24 protein-coding genes and 1 tRNA gene are annotated in these 18,998 nt (G+C 69.6%); 15 read left to right on the top strand and 10 right to left on the bottom strand.

The genetic code is table 11. The features are described 5' to 3' along the window. Positions 1-46 precede the first annotated feature (46 nt). The 11 genes from HUS56_RS14135 (at position 47) to HUS56_RS14085 (ending at position 5,509) form a co-directional block, all read left to right on the top strand. Positions 47-253, top strand: coding sequence for a hypothetical protein (locus HUS56_RS14135; RefSeq protein WP_173924061.1), 207 nt, complete (start codon positions 47-49; stop codon positions 251-253). A 15-nt stretch (positions 254-268) separates the two neighbouring features. Further along, on the top strand, positions 269-868 hold the full coding sequence (gene nadD / locus HUS56_RS14130; RefSeq protein WP_371808314.1) for a nicotinate-nucleotide adenylyltransferase: 600 nt from the start codon (positions 269-271) through the stop codon (positions 866-868). Beyond that, entirely contained in the window at positions 865-1,914 is a 1,050-nt protein-coding gene (locus HUS56_RS14125) for a hypothetical protein (protein ID WP_173924059.1), read from the top strand. Before nadD ends, HUS56_RS14125 begins: the two co-directional genes overlap by 4 nt. Positions 1,915-1,948: 34 nt before the next feature. Further along, a complete protein-coding gene (gene rsfS, locus HUS56_RS14120) occupies positions 1,949-2,323 on the top strand; it encodes a ribosome silencing factor (RefSeq protein WP_173924058.1) in 375 nt (124 codons plus the stop codon). A 92-nt stretch (positions 2,324-2,415) separates the two neighbouring features. Then, a tRNA-Ala gene (locus HUS56_RS14115) sits at positions 2,416-2,491 on the top strand. Between the two features lie 175 nt (positions 2,492-2,666). Continuing rightward, the gene (locus HUS56_RS14110; protein WP_173924057.1) at positions 2,667-2,834 is read left to right on the top strand and encodes a helix-turn-helix domain-containing protein; all 168 of its coding nucleotides are present in this window, start codon (positions 2,667-2,669) and stop codon (positions 2,832-2,834) included. 113 nt (positions 2,835-2,947) lie between these two features. Next, a complete protein-coding gene (locus tag HUS56_RS14105) occupies positions 2,948-3,199 on the top strand; it encodes a type II toxin-antitoxin system Phd/YefM family antitoxin (RefSeq protein WP_173924056.1) in 252 nt (83 codons plus the stop codon). Then, positions 3,196-3,456: a Txe/YoeB family addiction module toxin gene (locus HUS56_RS14100; RefSeq protein ID WP_173924055.1), complete on the top strand. Its 261-nt coding sequence runs from the start codon at positions 3,196-3,198 to the stop codon at positions 3,454-3,456. Before HUS56_RS14105 ends, HUS56_RS14100 begins: the two co-directional genes overlap by 4 nt. Positions 3,457-3,622: 166 nt before the next feature. Further along, positions 3,623-4,360 carry an SOS response-associated peptidase gene (locus tag HUS56_RS14095; protein WP_173924054.1) on the top strand — a complete coding sequence of 246 codons (738 nt, stop codon included), beginning with the start codon at positions 3,623-3,625 and terminating at the stop codon, positions 4,358-4,360. A gap of 9 nt (positions 4,361-4,369) precedes the next feature. Beyond that, on the top strand, positions 4,370-4,867 hold the full coding sequence (locus HUS56_RS14090; protein WP_173924053.1) for a glutathione peroxidase: 498 nt from the start codon (positions 4,370-4,372) through the stop codon (positions 4,865-4,867). 105 nt (positions 4,868-4,972) lie between these two features. Continuing rightward, on the top strand, positions 4,973-5,509 hold the full coding sequence (locus HUS56_RS14085; RefSeq protein ID WP_173924052.1) for a hypothetical protein: 537 nt from the start codon (positions 4,973-4,975) through the stop codon (positions 5,507-5,509). Positions 5,510-5,577: 68 nt separating this feature from the next. On the opposite strand, the gene HUS56_RS14080 is transcribed toward HUS56_RS14085, so the two are convergent. The 6 genes from HUS56_RS14080 to HUS56_RS14055 all read right to left on the bottom strand — a co-directional run bounded on the left by HUS56_RS14080 (position 5,578) and on the right by HUS56_RS14055 (position 11,734). Beyond that, positions 5,578-7,047 (bottom strand): dihydrolipoamide acetyltransferase family protein, encoded by a 1,470-nt coding sequence (locus HUS56_RS14080; protein WP_173924051.1) that lies wholly within the window; start codon positions 7,045-7,047, stop codon positions 5,578-5,580. Then, positions 7,035-8,057 carry an alpha-ketoacid dehydrogenase subunit beta gene (locus HUS56_RS14075; protein WP_173924050.1) on the bottom strand — a complete coding sequence of 341 codons (1,023 nt, stop codon included), beginning with the start codon at positions 8,055-8,057 and terminating at the stop codon, positions 7,035-7,037. Before HUS56_RS14075 ends, HUS56_RS14080 begins: the two co-directional genes overlap by 13 nt. Next, positions 8,054-9,190, bottom strand: coding sequence for a pyruvate dehydrogenase (acetyl-transferring) E1 component subunit alpha (gene pdhA / locus HUS56_RS14070; protein ID WP_173924049.1), 1,137 nt, complete (start codon positions 9,188-9,190; stop codon positions 8,054-8,056). The genes HUS56_RS14075 and pdhA overlap by 4 nt, the downstream gene beginning before the upstream one ends. A 107-nt stretch (positions 9,191-9,297) precedes the next feature. Next, entirely contained in the window at positions 9,298-9,792 is a 495-nt protein-coding gene (locus HUS56_RS14065; protein ID WP_173924048.1) for an Lrp/AsnC family transcriptional regulator, read from the bottom strand. After that, positions 9,789-10,613, bottom strand: a complete 825-nt coding sequence (locus HUS56_RS14060; RefSeq protein WP_173924047.1) for an oxygenase MpaB family protein — start codon at positions 10,611-10,613, stop codon at positions 9,789-9,791. The genes HUS56_RS14065 and HUS56_RS14060 overlap by 4 nt, the downstream gene beginning before the upstream one ends. Then, positions 10,613-11,734 (bottom strand): hypothetical protein, encoded by a 1,122-nt coding sequence (locus tag HUS56_RS14055; protein ID WP_173924046.1) that lies wholly within the window; start codon positions 11,732-11,734, stop codon positions 10,613-10,615. Before HUS56_RS14055 ends, HUS56_RS14060 begins: the two co-directional genes overlap by 1 nt. Positions 11,735-11,844: 110 nt before the next feature. On the opposite strand from HUS56_RS14055, the gene HUS56_RS14050 reads away from it, so the two are divergent. Next, on the top strand, positions 11,845-13,050 hold the full coding sequence (locus HUS56_RS14050) for a glycoside hydrolase family 3 N-terminal domain-containing protein (RefSeq protein WP_173924045.1): 1,206 nt from the start codon (positions 11,845-11,847) through the stop codon (positions 13,048-13,050). A gap of 134 nt (positions 13,051-13,184) precedes the next feature. Next, positions 13,185-13,754 carry a YceI family protein gene (locus HUS56_RS14045; protein ID WP_173924044.1) on the top strand — a complete coding sequence of 190 codons (570 nt, stop codon included), beginning with the start codon at positions 13,185-13,187 and terminating at the stop codon, positions 13,752-13,754. Between the two features lie 54 nt (positions 13,755-13,808). On the opposite strand, the gene HUS56_RS14040 is transcribed toward HUS56_RS14045, so the two are convergent. Beyond that, the gene (locus tag HUS56_RS14040) at positions 13,809-14,927 is read right to left on the bottom strand and encodes a winged helix DNA-binding domain-containing protein (protein ID WP_173924043.1); all 1,119 of its coding nucleotides are present in this window, start codon (positions 14,925-14,927) and stop codon (positions 13,809-13,811) included. A gap of 115 nt (positions 14,928-15,042) precedes the next feature. Between HUS56_RS14040 and HUS56_RS14035 the strand changes: the two genes are divergently transcribed. Next, positions 15,043-16,641, top strand: coding sequence for an ABC-F family ATP-binding cassette domain-containing protein (locus HUS56_RS14035; RefSeq protein ID WP_173924042.1), 1,599 nt, complete (start codon positions 15,043-15,045; stop codon positions 16,639-16,641). 48 nt (positions 16,642-16,689) lie between these two features. On the opposite strand, the gene HUS56_RS14030 is transcribed toward HUS56_RS14035, so the two are convergent. Genes HUS56_RS14030 through HUS56_RS14020 form a run of 3 tightly spaced genes read right to left on the bottom strand, consistent with a single transcriptional unit; the run spans position 16,690 to position 18,145 of the window. Then, the gene (locus HUS56_RS14030; protein WP_173924041.1) at positions 16,690-17,526 is read right to left on the bottom strand and encodes an SURF1 family protein; all 837 of its coding nucleotides are present in this window, start codon (positions 17,524-17,526) and stop codon (positions 16,690-16,692) included. After that, a complete protein-coding gene (locus tag HUS56_RS14025) occupies positions 17,523-17,771 on the bottom strand; it encodes a hypothetical protein (protein WP_254431471.1) in 249 nt (82 codons plus the stop codon). Before HUS56_RS14025 ends, HUS56_RS14030 begins: the two co-directional genes overlap by 4 nt. Further along, the gene (locus HUS56_RS14020; RefSeq protein ID WP_173924040.1) at positions 17,768-18,145 is read right to left on the bottom strand and encodes a DUF3099 domain-containing protein; all 378 of its coding nucleotides are present in this window, start codon (positions 18,143-18,145) and stop codon (positions 17,768-17,770) included. The genes HUS56_RS14025 and HUS56_RS14020 overlap by 4 nt, the downstream gene beginning before the upstream one ends. A gap of 141 nt (positions 18,146-18,286) precedes the next feature. On the opposite strand from HUS56_RS14020, the gene HUS56_RS14015 reads away from it, so the two are divergent. After that, complete coding sequence (locus tag HUS56_RS14015) at positions 18,287-18,997, top strand: beta-ketoacyl-ACP reductase (protein ID WP_173924608.1); 711 nt, start codon at positions 18,287-18,289, stop codon at positions 18,995-18,997. The last annotated feature ends 1 nt before the right edge of the window (position 18,998 follow it).

The following is an 18,998-nucleotide window of genomic DNA, read 5'->3' as shown; positions in this document are numbered from 1 at the left end:
ATAGACTGTCACGAGCGTCACCCGCAGGATTCGAAAGGAACGGCCGATGAGCCTCACGACCGCAGTGCTGACCGAGACGGTGCATGCGAGGGAGCTTCCGATGGAAGCGTGGGCCTACGGCCTCATCGCACTCGTCATCTTCGCCGCACTGGCGTTCGTGGTCGCCTCGTACCGAGACGTCGCCAACCGGCATCGCGGCAAGGCCGAGGCGTACGCCGCTCGACACGGCGGGGGCGAGCACGGCGGGCACTGACCGAGCGTTCGTGTGATGGCGCACGAAGAACGTCGGCCTCGCATCGGCGTCATGGGCGGCACGTTCGATCCCATTCACCACGGCCACCTGGTCGCGGCGAGTGAGGTCGCGCAGTCGCACGGCCTCGACGAGGTGGTGTTCGTGCCGACCGGGCCGTCGACGTACAAGTCCGATGTGACGCACGCCGAACACCGGTACCTGATGACGGTGATCGCGACGGCGTCGAACCCGTCGTTCACCGTGAGCCGGGTCGACATCGACCGCGGCAAGCCCACCTACACGATCGACACGCTCCACGACATCCGCGCCGAGCGACCTGACGCCGACCTCTACTTCATCACCGGGGCCGACGCGATCGCGCAGATCCTCGCCTGGAAAGACGTCGACGAGCTTTGGAACCTCGCCCACTTCGTCGCTGTGAGTCGCCCGGGACACGTGCTCTCCGTTTCGGGTTTGCCTAGGCAGCACGTAAGCTTGTTGGAGGTTCCGGCACTTGCGATCTCGTCGACCGACTGCCGGGACAGGGTGCGCCGGGGCTTCCCGGTGTGGTACTTGGTGCCCGATGGGGTCGTCCAGTACATCTCCAAGCACCACCTCTACCGGAGTGTCGCATGACGTCGTCGCAGGATCCGCCGCTCACGCGCCGCGAGGCGCGGGAGCGCGAGCGCCTGCGTCAGGCGCAGGAGGAGGCGCAGGCGAACGCGCCTTCCGCACCGGCGCCCACTCCAGCTCCGGCAGCGCCCCCGACGCCGACTCCGCCGCCCACGGCGGCACCGGCTCCACCGCTTCCGTCCTCCCAGCCGCCGTCGTATCCGGCGGCGCAACCCCCGGCAGGGTCAGGTGGGCCGACGCCGCAGTACGGTGACGCCTTCGGTCAGCAGGCGCAGCCGTCGTGGCCTCAGCCGCCTGCCCAGCGCACGACGCCCGAGCGAACGCTTACGCGCCGCGAACTCCGTGCGATGCTCGAGGGGCATTCCGACGACTTCGACGACGATCCGGTACTTCCGGCTCCCGCCTCGTCGTTCCCGGCTGCTCGTTCGGCGAGTGCGCCGGCGGCATCCGTTCCGGCCCGTTCGGCCGACCCATCGTCCGCCCCCTTCCCTCCGCAGCCTGCCCCGTCACGCGAGCCCACTCCGCACCAGGCGGCGGAGTCGGCCATCGCCGACGAGCCGACGTCGGCCCCGAAACCGGTCGGTCACTGGACGGCGCAGCTCAACGCGCCGATCGAGCGCGCCGAGCCGTTCGACCAGCTCCTGTCGCGGGGTTCGGTGAGCCATGGCATTCCCACCACGACGAACGCGCTGATCCTTCCCACGCTCCCTGACCAGGGGCACATCGGTAGCGGGATCAAGAGTTCTGAGGTCATCGTGACCGGCTCGGTCGACCTGCCCCGAAGCTATGGGGCGACCGGCGTGCACCCCAGCCAGATCGATTCATCCGACGTCGACCGACTCTTCGATCAGGTCGAGGACACCGCCGGTCTCGGTGCCCCGGTCGCGGCGACGCGGGCCGTCAGCACGCAGGGCGGCGCCAAGGCCATGATGGCGCCTCCTAAGAAGGAGGGCATGAATGTCCCCCTCGTGCTCGCCGTGACCGCGGGCGTGCTCGCGCTGGGCGTCGTCGCCACCCTCGTCATCGGAGCCGTGGCCGGGCTCTTCTGAGCCGGTCATCGATTCCCCATCCGGAAGTGAGCATATGACCGCATCCGACCAGGCACTCGACTCGCTCGCGATCGCGGCGCGAGCAGCGGATTCCAAGGGCGGCGAAGACCTCGTCGCCCTCGATGTGTCCGAGCCCCTCCCGTTCGCCGACCTGTTCCTCATCGTCACCGGGAACTCCGAGCGCAACGTCGTCGCGATCGCCGATGAGGTCGAGGATGCCCTCAAGGAGTCCGGGATGAAGCTCCTCCGCCGAGAGGGACACGATGCCGGCCGCTGGGTGCTCCTCGACTTCAGCGATCTCGTCGTCCATGTGTTCCACCGCGAGGAGCGCCTCTACTACGGTCTGGAGCGGCTCTGGCTCGACTGCCCTGTGGTACCCGTGGCACCGTTGCTCGCGGCCGAGAAGTGATTCAGAGGCGTCCGGCCTCGCATGCGCCGGTCGATTTCATGCCGGGGCCGCGGCTGGTGTAAGCTCGATTCGTTGCCCCGAACGGGGCGCCCGGGTCTGTGGCGCAGCTGGTAGCGCACCTGCATGGCATGCAGGGGGTCAGGGGTTCGAGTCCCCTCAGATCCACCAAAACCCCTGATGAATCGCAAGATTCTCAGGGGTTTTCTCCTTGCTGGGGGGCCTGCGGAAGGCCTATGCGGCCCTTTTGGGGCTCTTTTCGCTTCGGCGGACGACTTCCACAGGCATCCACATCCGGATCCCACTGACGGTCGGCATCACGGCATGACGCGCACTCCTACGGAGTATGAGCAGATCACCGCAACCCAATGTCCCGGCCTACCGATTCGTCGAGAACCTCGGCGACTACCTCAGCGTCGACGAGCTGGCGCAGTGCCTGCAGCTCTCCGAAGAGACGATCTACCACTGGCGTCTCGAAGGAACCGGCCCGAAGAGCAGAATGGAACCCGGCTGACACCGGGCGATCACGTACCACGACCTGCCCGACGTTCGCGTTCCTGGCACCGTCACGCATCCGACCATGTTGAGTGGTACATTATCCGGTACCACTAGCGAGAGAAGGCGGACATGTCGGCGATCACTGCGACCGAAGCACGCAAGAGCCTGTTCGGCCTGATTCAGCAGGTCAACGACGATCACACTGCCGTCGAAATCGTATCTCGACACGGCAACGCGGTGATCATGTCGAAGGACGACTACGACGCCATCACCGAGACCGCCTACCTGCTGCGCAACCCCTCGAACGCGGAGCGGCTTCTCGAAGCCATCGAGCGCGCGCGGCGTGGCGAGTTCGAGCAGCACGACCTCCTCGACGCGTGACCCGGGCGCTCGCGTTCGACCAGAACGGCTGGGAAGACTACGTCTACTGGCAAACGCAGGACCGCAAGACCCTCAAGCGGATCAACCTCCTGATCGCCGACGTCCTGCGCGACCCCTTCGCCGGAATCGGCAAGCCCGAGCCGCTCAAGCACATCCTCTCAGGCGCCTGGTCACGCCGTATCGACGAGACGAACCGGCTCGTCTACTACGTCACTGACAACCACATCGTCATCCTGCAAGCCCGCGACCACTACTGAGGAAGTCGGCGACAGCCCAGGCTGCCGACGACCACTGATCCGCTGAGGGATCGCTCGCAATGACGTGAGGCAGGGGTTCGAGCCCGCAGATTCACCAAGGCCCTCGAGTACGCGCTCGAGGGCCTTCGCTTCGCCCACTGTCGGAGGCGCGAGGTACCCTCGGCCTATGTGCGGACGTTTCGCCCTCGATGCCAAGACCGATGAACTGATCCAGGAGTTCGTGGCCGAGGGGGGCGACTTCCGCGATTGGCAGCCGACGTACTCGATCGCGCCGACGCAGGTCGCGCCCATCGTGCGCGAGCGCCAAGACTCCGAGACCGGCGAGATCGTGCGTCGCATCGACGATGCGGTGTGGAATTTCCACCCTTCGTTCATGAAGGAGTCGAAGCGCCCGCAGTTCAACTCGCGCATCGAGACGGTCGCGACGAACGGGCTCTGGAAGGGCGCGTTCGCCTCCTCGAGGTGCCTCGTGCCCATGCGCGGCTACTACGAGTGGACGGGTGAGCCGGGAAGCAAGCAGGCGCACTTCCTGCATGGGCCCGACGGGTTGCTGGCGGCTGCGGGGATCTACACCGCCCGCAAGGTCGACGACGAGTGGGAGGTCTCGATGTCGATCATCACCCGCGAAGCGAGGGATGCGTCGGGCGAGATCCACGACCGCATGCCCGTCTTCCTCCCACGCGACGCGTGGGACGAGTACCTCCAGCCCGTGAAGCTCGACGACGCAGCCAAGCAGAACATGCTCGACCTGCTCGTGCACGAGTCCGACGCGGTCGCGTCCACCATCACGTCCTACGAGGTCGACCGCAAGGTGAACAACTCCCGCACGGTCGATCCGGGCGACGCGAGCCTCATCGAACCGCTCGATGAATCAACGGCCGAAGACCCCCACACCGGGCGTTAGGCTCGACGGGTGGACATTCGCGGCATCCCGCTCACGACCATCGACGGCGCCGTCGTCTCGCTCGCCGACCACGCCGGCCAGGTCGTGATGGTCGTCAACGTCGCCTCGCGCTGCGGGCTCACGCCGCAGTACGAGCAGCTCGAAGCTCTGCAGCGGCAGTACGGCGATCGTGGTTTCACCATCATCGGCTTCCCCTGCAACCAGTTCGCCGGTCAGGAGCCCGGCGACGCCGATGACATCAAGCAGTTCTGCTCGATGACCTATGGGGTGAGCTTTCCGCTCATGCAGAAGGTGAAGGTCAACGGCCGCCACCGGCATCCGCTGTATGCCGAGCTGACGAAGGTCCCCGACGACCACGGCAAGGCGGGCCGAGTGAAGTGGAACTTCGAGAAGTTCCTGCTGCTTCCCGACGACGAGATCCGTCGATTCCGGCCCCAGGTGAAGCCCGACGACCCGGCGATCGTCGAGCTCATCGAGCGTTTCCTCACGGATGCCGCGGCCGCCTGATCGCCGACCCCGACGACATCGCCCGGCACGGCGTGCTTCCTTGACCCCTCCTCGTCGCGGCCCCACAATTGGGGGGTCTGATCATTCTCGGGAGCGGGGGAACGAATGACCGATGCGTACACTCGTCCGATCGTCGACCAGGGAGCGGCTCAGCCCGGCGTCCCTGCCCCGCGCGACGAGGCGACCATTCCGCCCGACGTCGCGTCGGGCCCTCGGCCTGATGGCACGCCTTCGAAGCCCTCGCGCAACGGCGGGCCTGGCACGTGGAGCCGCGACCTGCGCTTCATGATGGTCGTGCTCGTCGCCATCGTCGTGCTCTTCCTCGCCTTCGCGTTGCTGATCGCCTTCAGTCCCACCGGCGCGGCCATCAGCGCGCTCGCGATCATCGCTGCGCCGATCGCCACGATCGTCGCCGCCTACTACGGCATCTCATTGGCGCTTCGTCAGGTGCACGACGCCCGCCTCGTCGCAGAAGCGGCCGAAACCCGCGCGCGCACGGCCGAGGCGACGGCCCGGGAATCCGAGGCGTGGGCCGCGCAGATGGAGTCGGGACTCAGGGTCGCCGTCGCCCGCTTGAAGGCGGCGGGCGAAGACACCCGCGACGTCGAACGTGCCGCGGGTACGCCCGACGAGTTCTTCTGAGCAGGGCACGGCGGGGGGGGGGGGCGGGAGGGCGCCTCGCCCCCGTCACGTCATGACGTGAAGACCGCTCAGAGGTCGGCGAGCAACGACACGGGCCGCTCGATGCAGCGCGCGACGAAGGTGAGGAACGCCGCCGCCTCGGCGCCGTCGCAGACGCGATGATCGAACGAGAGCGTGAGTTCGGTGACCGTGCGTACCGCGAGCTCTCCACCCACCACCCACGGCCGCTCCACGAGACGGCCGATGCCCAGCATCGCCGCCTCGGGGTGGTTGATGATGGCGGCCGACCCGTCGACACCGAGCGTGCCGTAGTTGTTCAGCGTGAACGTCCCGCCGGTGAGCGCGGCAGGCGCGAACGCACCGGTCGTGGCCTCATCACTGCGGGCGCCGATGGCGTCGCGGATCGCGCGGAGCGTCATCCGCTCGGCACCGTGGACGACGGGCACGAGGAGCCCGCGCGGCGTCTGCGCGGCGATCCCCAGGTTCACCGCTTCGTGCACGACGATCTCGTCGCGCTCGGCGTCGAAGCTCGAGTTGAGCAGCGGATGCCGCGCCAGGCCAGCCACGACGAAGCGTGCGACGAGTGCCGTGACGCCGAATCGCTCACCGGTGGCCTCCTGGAGCTCTCGCCGGGCAACGAGCAACTCCGTCGCGTCGACGTCCATCCAGACCGTCGCCTCGGGGATCTCGCGTCGGGAGCGCGAGAAGTGGGCGGCCGCGGCGCGACCCATGCGGTCGAGGGGCACCCGTCGGTCGGCTGCGGATGCACCAGCGGTGTCGGCGACGGCCGCGGTCGTGTCGGCCGGTGCAGCAGTCTCGAGTGCCGCCGGCGGCGCGGCCGGAGCGGTCGGCGGGGGCACGGCCGGTGCGGTCGGTGCGGCCTGGAGATCACGCACGAACGACTCGACGTCCCGCCGCGTCACGAGATGGTCGGGACCCGACCCCTCGAGTTGGCTGGCATCGAACCCGTGCTCGCGGGCGATACGGCGCACGATCGGTGAGACGACAGGGGAGCGGCGCGACGGGTCGAGTCGCGAGGGCGCGGCCGAGCCCGGCCCCTGCCCACCTCCGGCACTCCTGCGGCGTCCGAACCGGGTGGGCGCGGTGGCGGCGCGCTTCGTCGCCGTGCTCGCGCGGGTCCCGTAGCCGATGAGCACGGCGCCCGACTCCTCGGTTGCGGTGTCGGTCGGCACCGCGATTCCCGGTTCGGCCGGCACCGGTGCGGGGGCGGCATCCGTCGACGGCTCAGCGTCACGCATCGCTGCCTCTGGGGAATCGGCGTCGGCACCGACGGGAGCAAGCGACATCAGCACTGCACCGGCGTGCAGCACGTCGCCCACCTCCCCACCGAGCGACTCCACGACACCCGCGAACGGTGTGGGCAGCTGGACGACCGACTTGGCGGATTCGAGCTCGACCACGGGCTGGTCGATGGCGACCTCGTCGCCGGGCTCGACGAGCCACGCGACGATCTCGGCCTCGGTGAGCCCCTCGCCGAGGTCGGGGAGGATGAAGTCGCGGCCCATCAGTCGTCCCATTCCCACGTGTCGAGGGCCGCGAGCACGCGGTCGGGCGTCGGCAGGTAGTGCTCCTCGAGCTTCGGCGACGGATACGGGATGTCGAACCCCGTGATGCGCAGGACGGGTGCGGCCAGATAGTGGAAGTTCCGCTCGGTGACGCGTGCCGCGACCTCTGCACCGTAGCCGCCGAACTGCGCCGCCTCGTGGATCACGGCGGCTCGCGAGGTCTTGCGAACGGATGCCCCGACCGTCTCGTCATCGAACGGCGAGAGGCTGCGCAGGTCCACGACCTCGACCGAGAGCGACTCGGCCTCTGCGGCATCCGCTGCTTCGAGCGCGGTGCGGACGGTGGGCCCGTAGGCGAGCAACGTCACGTCGGTGCCCTCGCGGACCAGGACCGCGCGGTCCATGGGTTGGGTCTTCACCGGGAGGGCGATGGGAGCCTTCGACCAGTACCGGCTCTTCGGCTCCATGAAGACGACGGGATCCTCGCTCTCGATCGCCTCGCGGAGCATGGAGTACGCGTCGGCGGGGTTCGACGGCATCACCACGGTGAGGCCGGGTGTCGAGGTCCAGTACGCCTCGGACGAGTCGGAGTGATGCTCGACGCCGCCGATCGCCCCGGCGCAGGGGATGCGGACGACCATCGGCAGCGTCATCCGACCCTTCGTGCGGTTCCGCATCTTCGCAACGTGCGAGACCATCTGCTCGAACGCCGGGTAGCTGAACGCGTCGAACTGCATCTCGACGACAGGCCGCATGCCGTACATCGCCATGCCGATCGCCGTGCCGACGATGCCCGACTCGGCGAGCGGCGAGTCCCAGATGCGGTCGTCGCCGAACTGCGCCTGCAGGCCGTCGGTGACACGGAAGACGCCGCCCAGCGGCCCGACGTCCTCGCCGTAGACGACGACGCGGTCGTCGGCCGCCATGGCGTCGCGGAGCGCGGCGTTCAGTGCGCCGGCCATGGTGAGTTGCGTGGGGGCGGATGCCGCAGTGGTCTCGGTCTCGGTGGTCGTCGCGGTCATCGGGCGGCTCCGGCGGGTTCGGCTTCGTGCTTTCCCTCGGCGAGCTCGGCCTCCAGGCGGGCGCGCTGCTCCATCAGTGCCGGGCGCGGGCGGGAGTACACGTGGTCGAAGAGCTCGAGCGGGTCGAGGTCGGCCTCGGCGGTCATCACGTCGCGCGTGTGAGCGGCGACCGCCTCCGCGGCATCCGTGATCTCGGATCGAATGGCCTCGGTGAGGGCGCCCTCGGAGACCAGGTACTTCTCGAGCCGCTCGATGGGGTCGCGTCGCTTCCAATGCTCGACATCGCGGGCGCTGCGATACCTGGTGGGGTCATCGGAGTTCGTGTGCGACTCGATGCGATAGGTGAGTCCCTCGATGAGCGTCGGGCCGCCGCCTGAACGTGCCCGGTCGACCGCGGCACGGGCGACGGCGTACATGGCGGCGATGTCGTTGCCGTCGACGTGATATCCGGGCATGCCGTACCCGACCGCCTTGTCGGCGAGCGTCACGGCGCGGGTCTGGCGCCAGAGCGGCACGCTGATCGCGAACTGGTTGTTCTGCACGAGGAACACGGTCGGGGTCTGCCAGACGGCCGCGAAGTTGAACGCCTCGTGCGCATCGCCCTCGCTCGTGGCACCGTCGCCGAGGAACGTCAGCGCGACGATCGGGTCCTTGCGGAGGCGGGCGGCATGGGCCAGCCCGACCGCGTGCAGGGCCTGGGTCGCGAGGGGAGTGGCCTGCGAGGCGCAGCGATGGGCGTGCTGGTCGTACCCGTTGTGCCAGTCGCCGCGGAATGACTGCAGGATGTGCCCCGGGTCGATGCCGCGCGTCAGCAGCGCGATGCTGTCGCGGTACGTCGGGAAGAACCAGTCGCGGGCCTCGAGCGCGGCGATCACGCCGATCTCGCACGCCTCCTGGCCGTACGCAGAGGGGTATGTGGCGAGGCGACCCTGCTTCGTGAGCGCGGTCACCTGCACGTCGAAGCGGCGAGCGATCACCATCTTGCGGTACAGGTCGAGGAGGGTGTCGCAGTCGGGCAGGGCGAAGCCGCCGGTCGCCTGACCGGTGACCGCATGACCCGCGTTGTCGAGGAGTCGGATGGGTTTCTCGGACGGGAGGGTGCGCACGCTGTGATGCTCGACGTTGAGGCTCATACAGCCATGGTGCGACACTCCCGAGGCTTCTGCCGGGGCTCTCGAGCAAGCGTGAACGAACGGCCCGCGCCGTCGTGCAACAGTGCCAGGCGTCCGCTGGACGAGCTTCAGGTGCGCCAGATGTCCAGGGTCTGAGCGGGCGGATGACCGTCCAGTTCGGCGAGGATGAGGTGCGATCTCGTCGAGACGACGCCCGGCATGTCGTGGATGTCGCGGAGGATCGCCTGGCTCAGCTGCTCGTGGTCGGGTGCGCTGACGGTGAGGATGATGTCGATGTCGCCCGAGACCGCCTGGACCTTCTCCACGAAGGGGAGCGTCGCCAGCTTCTGGGCGATCTCCTCCCACGACACGTCGCCGATGCGCACGACGACCAGCGCGGAGATGTGCAGGCCGATCGCGCGGCGGTCGATCTGGGCGCCGAATCCCGTGATGACGCCTCGCTTCTGCAGCTGCTGGACCCGATTGTGGGCGGCCGTTCGCGAGATGTGGACGCGTTCGGCGAGCGTTCGCACCGAGAGCCGTCCGTCCCGGCTCAGCTCGGCGACGATGCGTCGATCGATGCTGTCGAGCGCATCGTTCCGGTGCGGTATCTGCTGGGTCATCGTCGTCCTCGTGGCTCATGGACAGCGTACCGGCTGCGACGCCGCACGCGCCGGAGTGCTGCCCGCATGGGAGCGTGCCGGACGACCCGCGGGAGAATCGACCAGATGGCCGCGATCGCGCTGAACCAGGCGTCGGTCACTCGCGCGACACGAGGTGTGCACCTGAACCCGTACGCGTCCCGCACAGGCGCCGGCAACAGCGCGGCGGTGATGAGGCGCACCGGCGGCAGTAGTGCCGACGCTCCGAGCGGCAGCCCGGATGCCCCGGAGAGCAGGGCGCGGGCGACGGATCGCGCCTCGCGACCCACCCGCAGTGCGGCCGCCCGATCCGCCCACCACGTCTCGAACTCGGCACGGGATGCGGGCCAGCCTTCCCGTGACGCCTGCAGGCTGGCGGCGAGGGGCCGGTACTGACGGACGATCGCGTCGCCCGTCGCTGCGTCGAGCGGTCCCCAGAGGCGCTCGTGGAGTCGGAGCGCGGTGAAGACGAGCGTGGAGGCGACCCAGCGCTGCGCATCGGCGTCGAACGCGTCGTACGCCGGCCGACCGTCCTCTGCATGGCCACGGACCTTCCGGTGCCTGGTGTTCACCGTGCGCACCGCTGCCGCGATCAGGTCGTCGTCGCCGAAGTTCACGGCGTATACGTAGTCGAGCGTCCCCAGGAGTCGATCCAGCGGCCGATCTCGGAAGTCGCTGTGATCGGCGACACCGCGAGCGATCCGCGGGTCGGCGAGCTGGAGCAGGATGGCCGTGCCGCCACCGAGGAGCAGCACGCCCTCCGCGGCATGGCGACGGAAGACGTCGCGTTCGTGATCGGGCATCAGTACCAGTTGTACGCCTCGGAGTGCGCCCAGGCCGAACACGGCGACCCGTAGCGATTCGCGATGTACGAGAGCCCCCAGTCGATCTGCGTCGCCGCGTTCGTCCGCCAGTCGGCGCCCGCTGCCGCCATCTTGCTGCCCGGGAGCGACTGGGGGATGCCGTACGCTCCGCTCGAGCGGTTGTACGCGTCGGCGCGCCATCCCGACTCGCGGGTCCACAGCAGGTCGAGGCATCGGAACTGGTCTGGGCCCCACCCGAAGTCCGACATCCGGCCGGCCGCGTACGCCTTCGCACCGGCGCGGTCGACGACCACGCCGGGCGGCGGAGCGTCGGATGCCGCACCACCGGTGCTGCCCGCGCGGGCCGCCGTCTCGGCGGCCCGCGCAGCCTGTTCCCGTGCCGCCTGTTCCCGAGCGACCTGCTCGCCGATCCGGTACTGACGTTCGATCTCGACCGAGCGATCCCTGAGGGTGGCCAGCTGGGCGTACAGCGTGTCCAGGGTCGACTGCTGCTCTGCCACCCGGGCCTCGGCGGCGCCGTGTGCCTGCTCAGCGGCATCCGCGGCCGCGGCCGCCTGCTCGGCCAACCGCACGCGCTCGGCTTCGGCGACGTCGGCTTGGTCGCTCAACGACTCGGAGTCCGCCGCCGTCGCCCTCGCCCGGGCCTCGACGCCGCCGTACACGTTCGCCAGCTGCGCGGCACGCGAGAGTCCGACGAGCAGATCGGGATCGTCATCGGCACCGAAGAGGAGTCGCAGGGCGACATCCGCTCCCCCCGAACGAGCGAGGACCGCACCGACCCGACCGAGCTTCACCGCAGACTCGGCCGCTTCGGCCGTCGCAACCTCGGCTGCGGCGCGCAACGTGCCGGCACGCTGCTCGGCCTGAGCCCGCGCGGCTTCGGCCGAGGAGGCGGCCGCAGCCGCGGCGACGGCCGCGTCGCCCAGCCGCCCTGCTTCGGATTCGAGCTCGCCGAGGAGCGCCGAGATCCGCCCGGCCTCGGCCTCGCGAGCGCTCACGTCGGACTTCGCCGCCAGGACCTCGTCCCAGCTCGGGTACTCCTCGGCGATTGCGACGGTCGGGGCGGTGAGCAACCCGACGAGCGCGGTGAGTACGGCCACCCTCGTCCAGCGTCTCGATCGGCCCGTCACGGCATCCCCCTTCGAGCCCGCCGAGTCTACCCACGGCGACACTCGGCGCCCGCTCGAACACGCGGCGTACACTCGGGCGGATGCGACTCACTCGAATCGCGGTGCTCCCGTTCCTGACGGTGGTGGTGGCCCTGACTGCTGCGGCCTGCGCCCCGGCCGCGCCGTCTGCGCCCGAGCCGACGTCAACGGCGCCCTCGTCGTCGAAGCCGGCGTCGTCGCGTCCTACCCCGACTCCGACGCCGACTGCGTCGGCCCATGCTGATCCCGCCGTCGCCTGGGCACGCGAACGCGTCGCCGACCTCAGCCTCGAACAGAAGGCGGCCGCGCTGCTCATGCTGCACGCGCCGGGTACAGACCCCGACCCGCTTCGCGCCTACGTGGAGGCCGGCATCTCCGGGCTCATCCTGATGGGCGACAACATCGCCGGCAGCCCGGCAGAGGTGGCCGCCCTCGCCGCCGGTGTCCAGGTCGATCCCGAAGCCCCGACCCTGGTCGCCATCGACCAGGAGGGCGGCGATGTGCAGCGCTTGCCCTGGGATGGTGCGCCCGGCCCGGCGGAGCTTCGAAGCGCCCCGGTCGCCGCGGCACAGGAGGCGTTCGCGGCCCGCGCGGCCACCCTCGCTGCGTCGGGTGTGTCAGTGAACTTCGGGATCGTCGCTGACGTCACCGCGGATCCGGAGTCGTTCATCTCGGGACGGGTTCTCGGCACCGACCCGGCGGCCGCAGCCGAACGGGTGGCGGCTGCGGTGACCGGCGAACAGGGCGTCGTGATGAGCACCCTGAAGCACTTCCCGGGACACGGGGCGGCGCCCGGCGATTCGCACTCGACCGTGCCATCCGCCCCTCTCACGATCGAGGAGTGGCGCGCCGGGCCCGCCCTCCCGTTCGCTGCCGGCATCGCCGCAGGCGCGGAACTCGTCATGACCGGACACCTCGTCTATCCGGCCGTCGATGCCGCCCCGGCATCCCTGTCGGCGGAGTGGCATCGCATCCTCCGCGACGAGCTGGGCTTCGACGGTGTCGTCGTGACGGACGACATGCTCATGCTCCAGCACAACGGGCTGGCCGAGTTCGCCGATCCCGGCGAGAACGCCGTCCGGGCGATCGCGGCCGGGGGCGACCTGCTGCTCTACGTGCTGCCGGCGGACCCGTCCGAGTTCGGCATCTCGGTCGACGGGCTCGTCGGATCCATCGTGGCTGCGGTGGAGTCCGGACGCCTTCCGGCATCGCGCGTCGACGAAGCCGCTGAGCGCGTGCTCGAACTCCGGCACTCGCTCGCGCCCTGACATGCGCGACGGCAACCCCGAGCGCGCCCGAAGGAGATTTCGGCACTCCTCGGGAATAGATCCAGTCGATATATGCGTTTGCATATTCGTGGCCGATCTCCGGCCGCAGACTACGACTTGGAGAAGACACCGACATGACGAGCACCGCCACCGCGACCACGATCGAGATCCCCGGCTACCGCGTCGGCACCTGGAAGGTCGACACCGCGCACAGCGAGATCGGCTTCAGCATCCGGCACATCATGATCAGCAAGGTGAAGGGCAAGTTCGAGCGCTTCGACGCGACCTTCGTGACCGCCGAGAACCCGCTCGACTCGAGCGTGACGGCGTCTGCGGAGGTCGCCTCGATCACCACGAACGAGCCGAACCGCGACGCGCACCTGCGCACGGGGGACTTCTTCGAGGCCGAGAAGTACCCGACGATCGACTTCGTCTCGACCGGCGTGCGCGTCGAGAACGGCGAGTTCAAGGTCGACGGTGATCTCACGATCCGTGGCATCACGAAGCCCGTCACGTTCGACTTCGAGTTCGGCGGCTTCGGCGGCGACCCCTACGGCAACTACAAGGGCGGCGCCACCGCGAAGACCACCATCAACCGCGAGGACTTCGGCCTCACCTACAACGCGGCCCTCGAGACCGGGGGCGTGCTCCTCGGCGACACCGTCGCCATCACGCTCGAACTGCAGGCCTCGCTCCAGCAGTAATCGACGGAGTATCGCGCGGCTGAGGGTCGGATGCCACGGGCATCCGGCCCTCCGTCATTCCGACGCCTGGAGCGTCAGGTCGCCGACCTGCGTCGACCAGAATGCGGCCCAGCGGTCGAACGCCGGCCGGAACTCCTCGACCGGGAGGCCATCGCGGAAGGGTCTGACCTCGATCGGGACCGCGCCGCGTCGCGGCGCCGATCGACGCCAGGTGGCGACCACTTCGCCGTCGTGGACGAGGATGGGCAGGAACATCCCGTTCCTGCCCGGAACGACGCGCGGGGCGTCGTCGGGGGAGCAGAACGCCGTGCGATCGGCGTAGCCGAGGAAGTACTCGTCGAACGGGGCGAGCGCCAGCCGCGCGGCGCTGTCGGAACCCAGGACCGGCGGGGCTTCGGCGGCGACGTAGCGGTCGCCGTCGTACGGGGCGACTGCGTCTCGGGCTGCCGTCACCGCCGTTCGCGCCTGAGCGAGGGTGAGACCCGTCCACCACGCGAAGTCGCGGATCGACACGGGGCCGTGCCCGCGCGCGTAGCCCGTGAACAATCGAGCCAGGACCTCGTCGACGTCGCCGGGTTCGTCGGAGCCGCGCGGCGACCACTCGTCGAGCAGCACGAACCGCTGCCGGGCGCGAGTCTCGACCGGGCCGCAGCACAGCACGCCCTCGTTCGCGAGGAGCCAGATCAGGTGATACCCGCGCTGCCCGGCGGTGGAGATGCCGGCCGCCGACCACGCCGCCTGCAGCTCCTCTCGGGTGGCCGCCCGTCCACCCTCGAGCATGCGAACCGCCACCCTGCGCGCGGCGGCGTGCGCCTCGTCGTCGATGCCCTCATCGCGGCGCGTCTTGGCCGCCCGCTGCCGCAGCCGCGCCGACGTCAGACGCAGGATCGGCCGGAGCATCGCGGGGGCGACGAAGTGCAACGTGCCGCGCATCGGCCAGGAGCGCAGCAGCGCCCGCTGGTCGATCGCCGACTCGATGGTCTCCTCCGTCGAACTGGGCACCCGTGCGCCGAGCACCCACTTCGCCGCTGCGAGATCCTGCGCCTGCACGCACACCAGTCGCTCGACCACATCGGAGGGTGTGGGGAGGCCGCCGTCGAGTGCGTGCGCGGCGAGCCGCGCCGCCCGCACGGCGATCGTCTCGGCGTCGACGCCCGCGGCATCCGTCGTCATGCTCCGAGTCTGCAGGACCGCGCCGACAGCGACCACATCGCGATCGAGCGATAGACTGACAGGTTGTGCCACTCGGCACCCCCTAATACCCACCACTTCCGACCGGAGGACTCCCGTGCTCGCCGTCCATGACCTCGAGATCCGCGTCGGAGCGCGCGTGCTCATGGAGCACGTCGACTTCCGGGTCTCATCGGGCGACAAGGTCGGGCTGGTGGGTCGCAACGGCGCCGGCAAGACCACGCTCACGAGAACACTCGCGGGCGAGACGCTTCCCACGGGCGGCCGCATCGACCGCTCGGGCGAGATCGGCTACCTGCCCCAGGACCCGCGGTCGGGGGACCCCGAGATGCTCGCACGCACGCGGATCCTCGATGCACGCGGACTCGGGTCACTCGTGCTGGGCATGCACGACGCCTCGGTCGCCATGGCCAGCGACGACGCCGAGGTCGCCGAGCGCGCCATGAAGAAGTACGGCAACCTCACCGATCGATTCACCGCCCTCGGCGGGTATGCCGCCGAAGCCGAGGCTGCCTCGATCGCGTCGAACCTCAACCTTCCCGACCGCATCCTCGACCAGCCCCTGAAGACGCTCTCGGGCGGCCAGCGCCGTCGCATCGAGCTGGCCCGCATCCTGTTCTCCGACGCCGAGACCATGATCCTCGACGAGCCGACGAACCACCTCGATGCCGACTCGGTGGTCTGGCTGCGCGAGTTCCTGAAGGCGTACAAGGGCGGGGTCATCGTGATCAGCCACGACGTCGAGCTCGTGGGCGAGGTGGTGAATCGCGTGTTCTACCTCGACGCGAACCGTTCGGTGATCGACATCTACAACATGGGTTGGAAGCACTACCTCCGCCAGCGTGCTGCCGATGAGGAGCGACGGAAGAAGGAGCGCGCCAACGCCGAGAAGAAGGCCGACGCACTCCGGCAGCAGGCGGCGAAGTTCGGCGCCAAGGCCACGAAGGCCGCCGCCGCGCAGCAGATGGTCGCGCGAGCCGACCGGCTCCTCGCCGGCCTCGAGGAGGTGCGCGCCGTCGACAGGGTCGCGAAGCTCCGATTCCCGACACCGGCGCCGTGCGGTCGCACGCCGCTCACCGCGAGCGACCTGTCGAAGAGCTACGGCTCACTCGAGATCTTCACGGCGGTCGACCTCGCCATCGATCGCGGCTCGAAGGTCGTGATCATCGGGTTGAACGGGGCCGGCAAGACCACGCTGCTGCGCATCCTGGCCGGCGTCGACCGGCCCGACACCGGCGTGGTCGAGGCGGGACACGGACTGCGCGTCGGGTACTACGCACAGGAGCACGAGACGCTCGACGTGAAGCGCACGGTGCTGCAGAACATGGTGAGCGCGTCGCCGAACCTGACCGAGACCGAGGCGCGCAAGGTGCTCGGGTCGTTCCTCTTCACGGGGGACGACGTGTACAAGCCAGCCGGAGTGCTCTCGGGCGGTGAGAAGACGCGACTCGCGCTCGCGATGATCGTGGTCTCGGGCGCGAACGTGCTCCTGCTCGACGAGCCGACGAACAACCTCGACCCGGCCAGCCGCGCCGAGATCCTCGACGCCCTCGCCCACTACGAGGGTTCGGTGGTGCTCGTCTCGCACGACCCCGGGGCGGTCGAGGCCCTCAACCCCGAGCGGGTCCTCATCATGCCCGATGGCACCGAAGACCACTGGAGCCACGACTACCAGGAGCTCATCGAGCTGGCGTGAGGTCGGCACGCCCGAGAAGTGCAACCGAACGCTCGGTTTCGGCCGCACCTACTGCCGGTCGAGGATCTCGTCCTCCACGTCCGCGTCGCGCCGTTCACGGGGCGGCCTGCGCGGCGCACGGGGCGTCTTCGGCGCCTCTGGCCCGGCCGACGCCTCTGCGAGCGCCCGGCGTTCCTGGTTCGCCGCCCAGCCGAGCCCGATGAACCCGAGCAGCGCGAACACGAACCACTGCAGGGCGTAGCTCAGGTGCGGGCCCTCGTCGCGTACCGGGCGCGGCGCAGCGATGGGTGGTTCCTGAGCCTCGACGCCGGACTGCACGAGCACGCCGTACGCGCCCGTGTAGCTCCGACCGTCGACCCGTGCCGCCAGCTCGTCGAGGTCGATGGTAGCGAGCTCATCACCGGTCGACGTGCGTCCGGCGATGCGACCCTCGCTGGCCTTCAGGCGGGCCTCGACTTCGACGCGACCCGACGGCGGTGGCGCGAACTCGCCGGGGCGTCCGTTCGAGGCCTGCGCGATCCACCCGCGGTCGACCATGAACACCGATCCATCCTCGAGCCGGAACGGGGTGATCACCTCGAATCCGGTGCTGCCGGCGAACGGCCGGTTGCGCACGACGACCTCCTCATCGGCGAGGTACTCGCCTGCGAGGGCGACGACCTGCCAGCGCTGATCGATATCAAACCCGTCGAGCTCGGGGAGGGCCTCGCCGACGGGAACCGCCTCGGCGTCGTAGTTCGCGTCGATCCGGGCCACCTCCGCGCGCGCCTCGGCGCGCCGATTCAGCTGCCAGGTGCCCAGCGCGCAGCAGACCACGGCGAACAGAACGACGAGCGCGAGGTAGCCCGCCCAGCGGGGCGAGCGGAGGAACGACCACTCGCTCATGCGTCACGCTCCGCCGCGGCGTCGATCGACTCGGGCTCGAAGGGGGCGACCCGGACGGGGAACGACCGCGCCTCGAGGAACCCGCGGAGGTATTCGATGTGGTCGTCGCACGCCAGCCATGTCTTCCAGCGGTCGCCGGTGTGGATCCGGGGATTCTGCCAGTCGATGCGCCACGCCGCGGTCTCGCGGCACCCGGCGCGCGAACAGACGTCGGGGGCGGCGACCGCCCCGATTCCGCCGATCACGCGGCACCGCGCTCGTCGTCGTGCGGTGGGGCCGGATGCGCGGTCGGTGGGGTGCCGGCGCTGCTCGAGCCGGCGGCCGTGCCGGGGACCTCGGCCGTGGGCGCCTCACGGGCGGCCGCCTCGCCGAGCGGCACGATCCCACCGGGGCGGAGCACCTCGCTCGTCCTCGACGTGCTCACGTTGGCCAGCACCACGGCGACGTAGGGGAGGAAGACCGCGCCGGCGGCGAATACGACGAGCCACCATCCCTGCGCGAACAGCATGCAGAAGATGCACGCGACGCGAATCGTCATCGCGATCGTGTACTTGATCATGCGCGAACGCCGCTCCGCTTCGGGGGAGGGCGGCAGCGTGGTGATCGACTGCTGCTTCATGGTGATGGCCGTGGTCGCGCGGCACTCCTCTCCCTCAAGCCTACGTCCGACCGAGCCCGGCGGATGCCCCTTTCACGAGCCTCTAAGCTGGGACGGGCCGATCCGCCACGACCCTCCGCACACGCAGAACGGGAGTCCATGATGACGACGAGCCGCACCGTCCTCGTGACCGGCGGGAACCGGGGCATCGGGCATGCGATCGCCCGCGAGTTCATCGCCCAGGGCCATCGCGTCGCCGTGACGGCGCGGTCGGGCGAGGGCCCAGACGGTGCCCTCACGGTCCGAGCCGACGTGACGGATGCCGCGTCCGTCGACGCGGCGTTCAGCGAGGTGGAGGCGGCGCTCGGTCCGGTCGAGGTGGTGGTCGCGAACGCCGGCATCACGCGTGACACGCTGCTGCTCCGGATGAGCGAAGACGAGTTCACGAGCGTGGTCGACACGAACCTCACTGGGGCGTTCCGGGTGGTCAAGCGCGCCTCGAAGGGCATGCTCAAGGCGCGATTCGGCCGGATCGTGTTCATCTCCAGTGTCGTCGGCCTGCTCGGCTCCGCCGGCCAGGTGAACTACTCGGCATCGAAGGCCGGCCTCGTCGGCATGGCGCGGTCGCTCACTCGCGAGCTCGGGGGGCGCAATATCACGGCCAACGTCGTCGCGCCCGGATTCATCGAGACCGACATGACCGGCGAACTCCCCGAGGGGCAGCAGGCAGAGTACAAGAAGAGCATCCCGCTTGGCCGGTTCGCGTCATCCGACGAGGTTGCGAAGGTCGTCGCCTGGCTCGCCGGCGACGACGCCGGATACATCTCGGGTGCGGTGATCCCGGTCGACGGCGGCCTCGGCATGGGCCACTAGG

This window comes from Agromyces sp. Marseille-P2726, from assembly GCF_902809835.1.
Classification (GTDB): Bacteria; Actinomycetota; Actinomycetes; order Actinomycetales; family Microbacteriaceae; genus Agromyces.
The sequence above is the reverse complement of the archived record's forward strand: the minus strand, read 5'-3'. Positions and strand labels throughout refer to the sequence as shown.

Excerpts from the sequence above, each read along its gene's own strand:
- HUS56_RS14135 (WP_173924061.1), top strand. The coding sequence starts at position 47 with ATGAGCCTCACGACCGCAGTGCTGACCGAGACGGTGCATGCGAGGGAG.
- nadD (WP_371808314.1), top strand. The coding sequence starts at position 269 with ATGGCGCACGAAGAACGTCGGCCTCGCATCGGCGTCATGGGCGGCACG.
- HUS56_RS14125 (WP_173924059.1), top strand. The coding sequence starts at position 865 with ATGACGTCGTCGCAGGATCCGCCGCTCACGCGCCGCGAGGCGCGGGAG.
- rsfS (WP_173924058.1), top strand. The coding sequence starts at position 1,949 with ATGACCGCATCCGACCAGGCACTCGACTCGCTCGCGATCGCGGCGCGA.
- HUS56_RS14110 (WP_173924057.1), top strand. The coding sequence starts at position 2,667 with ATGAGCAGATCACCGCAACCCAATGTCCCGGCCTACCGATTCGTCGAG.
- HUS56_RS14105 (WP_173924056.1), top strand. The coding sequence starts at position 2,948 with ATGTCGGCGATCACTGCGACCGAAGCACGCAAGAGCCTGTTCGGCCTG.
- HUS56_RS14095 (WP_173924054.1), top strand. The coding sequence starts at position 3,623 with ATGTGCGGACGTTTCGCCCTCGATGCCAAGACCGATGAACTGATCCAG.
- HUS56_RS14085 (WP_173924052.1), top strand. The coding sequence starts at position 4,973 with ATGACCGATGCGTACACTCGTCCGATCGTCGACCAGGGAGCGGCTCAG.
- HUS56_RS14080 (WP_173924051.1), bottom strand. The coding sequence starts at position 7,047 with ATGGGACGACTGATGGGCCGCGACTTCATCCTCCCCGACCTCGGCGAG.
- HUS56_RS14075 (WP_173924050.1), bottom strand. The coding sequence starts at position 8,057 with ATGACCGCGACGACCACCGAGACCGAGACCACTGCGGCATCCGCCCCC.
- pdhA (WP_173924049.1), bottom strand. The coding sequence starts at position 9,190 with ATGAGCCTCAACGTCGAGCATCACAGCGTGCGCACCCTCCCGTCCGAG.
- HUS56_RS14065 (WP_173924048.1), bottom strand. The coding sequence starts at position 9,792 with ATGACCCAGCAGATACCGCACCGGAACGATGCGCTCGACAGCATCGAT.
- HUS56_RS14060 (WP_173924047.1), bottom strand. The coding sequence starts at position 10,613 with ATGCCCGATCACGAACGCGACGTCTTCCGTCGCCATGCCGCGGAGGGC.
- HUS56_RS14050 (WP_173924045.1), top strand. The coding sequence starts at position 11,845 with ATGCGACTCACTCGAATCGCGGTGCTCCCGTTCCTGACGGTGGTGGTG.
- HUS56_RS14045 (WP_173924044.1), top strand. The coding sequence starts at position 13,185 with ATGACGAGCACCGCCACCGCGACCACGATCGAGATCCCCGGCTACCGC.
- HUS56_RS14040 (WP_173924043.1), bottom strand. The coding sequence starts at position 14,927 with ATGACGACGGATGCCGCGGGCGTCGACGCCGAGACGATCGCCGTGCGG.
- HUS56_RS14030 (WP_173924041.1), bottom strand. The coding sequence starts at position 17,526 with ATGAGCGAGTGGTCGTTCCTCCGCTCGCCCCGCTGGGCGGGCTACCTC.
- HUS56_RS14020 (WP_173924040.1), bottom strand. The coding sequence starts at position 18,145 with ATGAAGCAGCAGTCGATCACCACGCTGCCGCCCTCCCCCGAAGCGGAG.
- HUS56_RS14015 (WP_173924608.1), top strand. The coding sequence starts at position 18,287 with ATGACGACGAGCCGCACCGTCCTCGTGACCGGCGGGAACCGGGGCATC.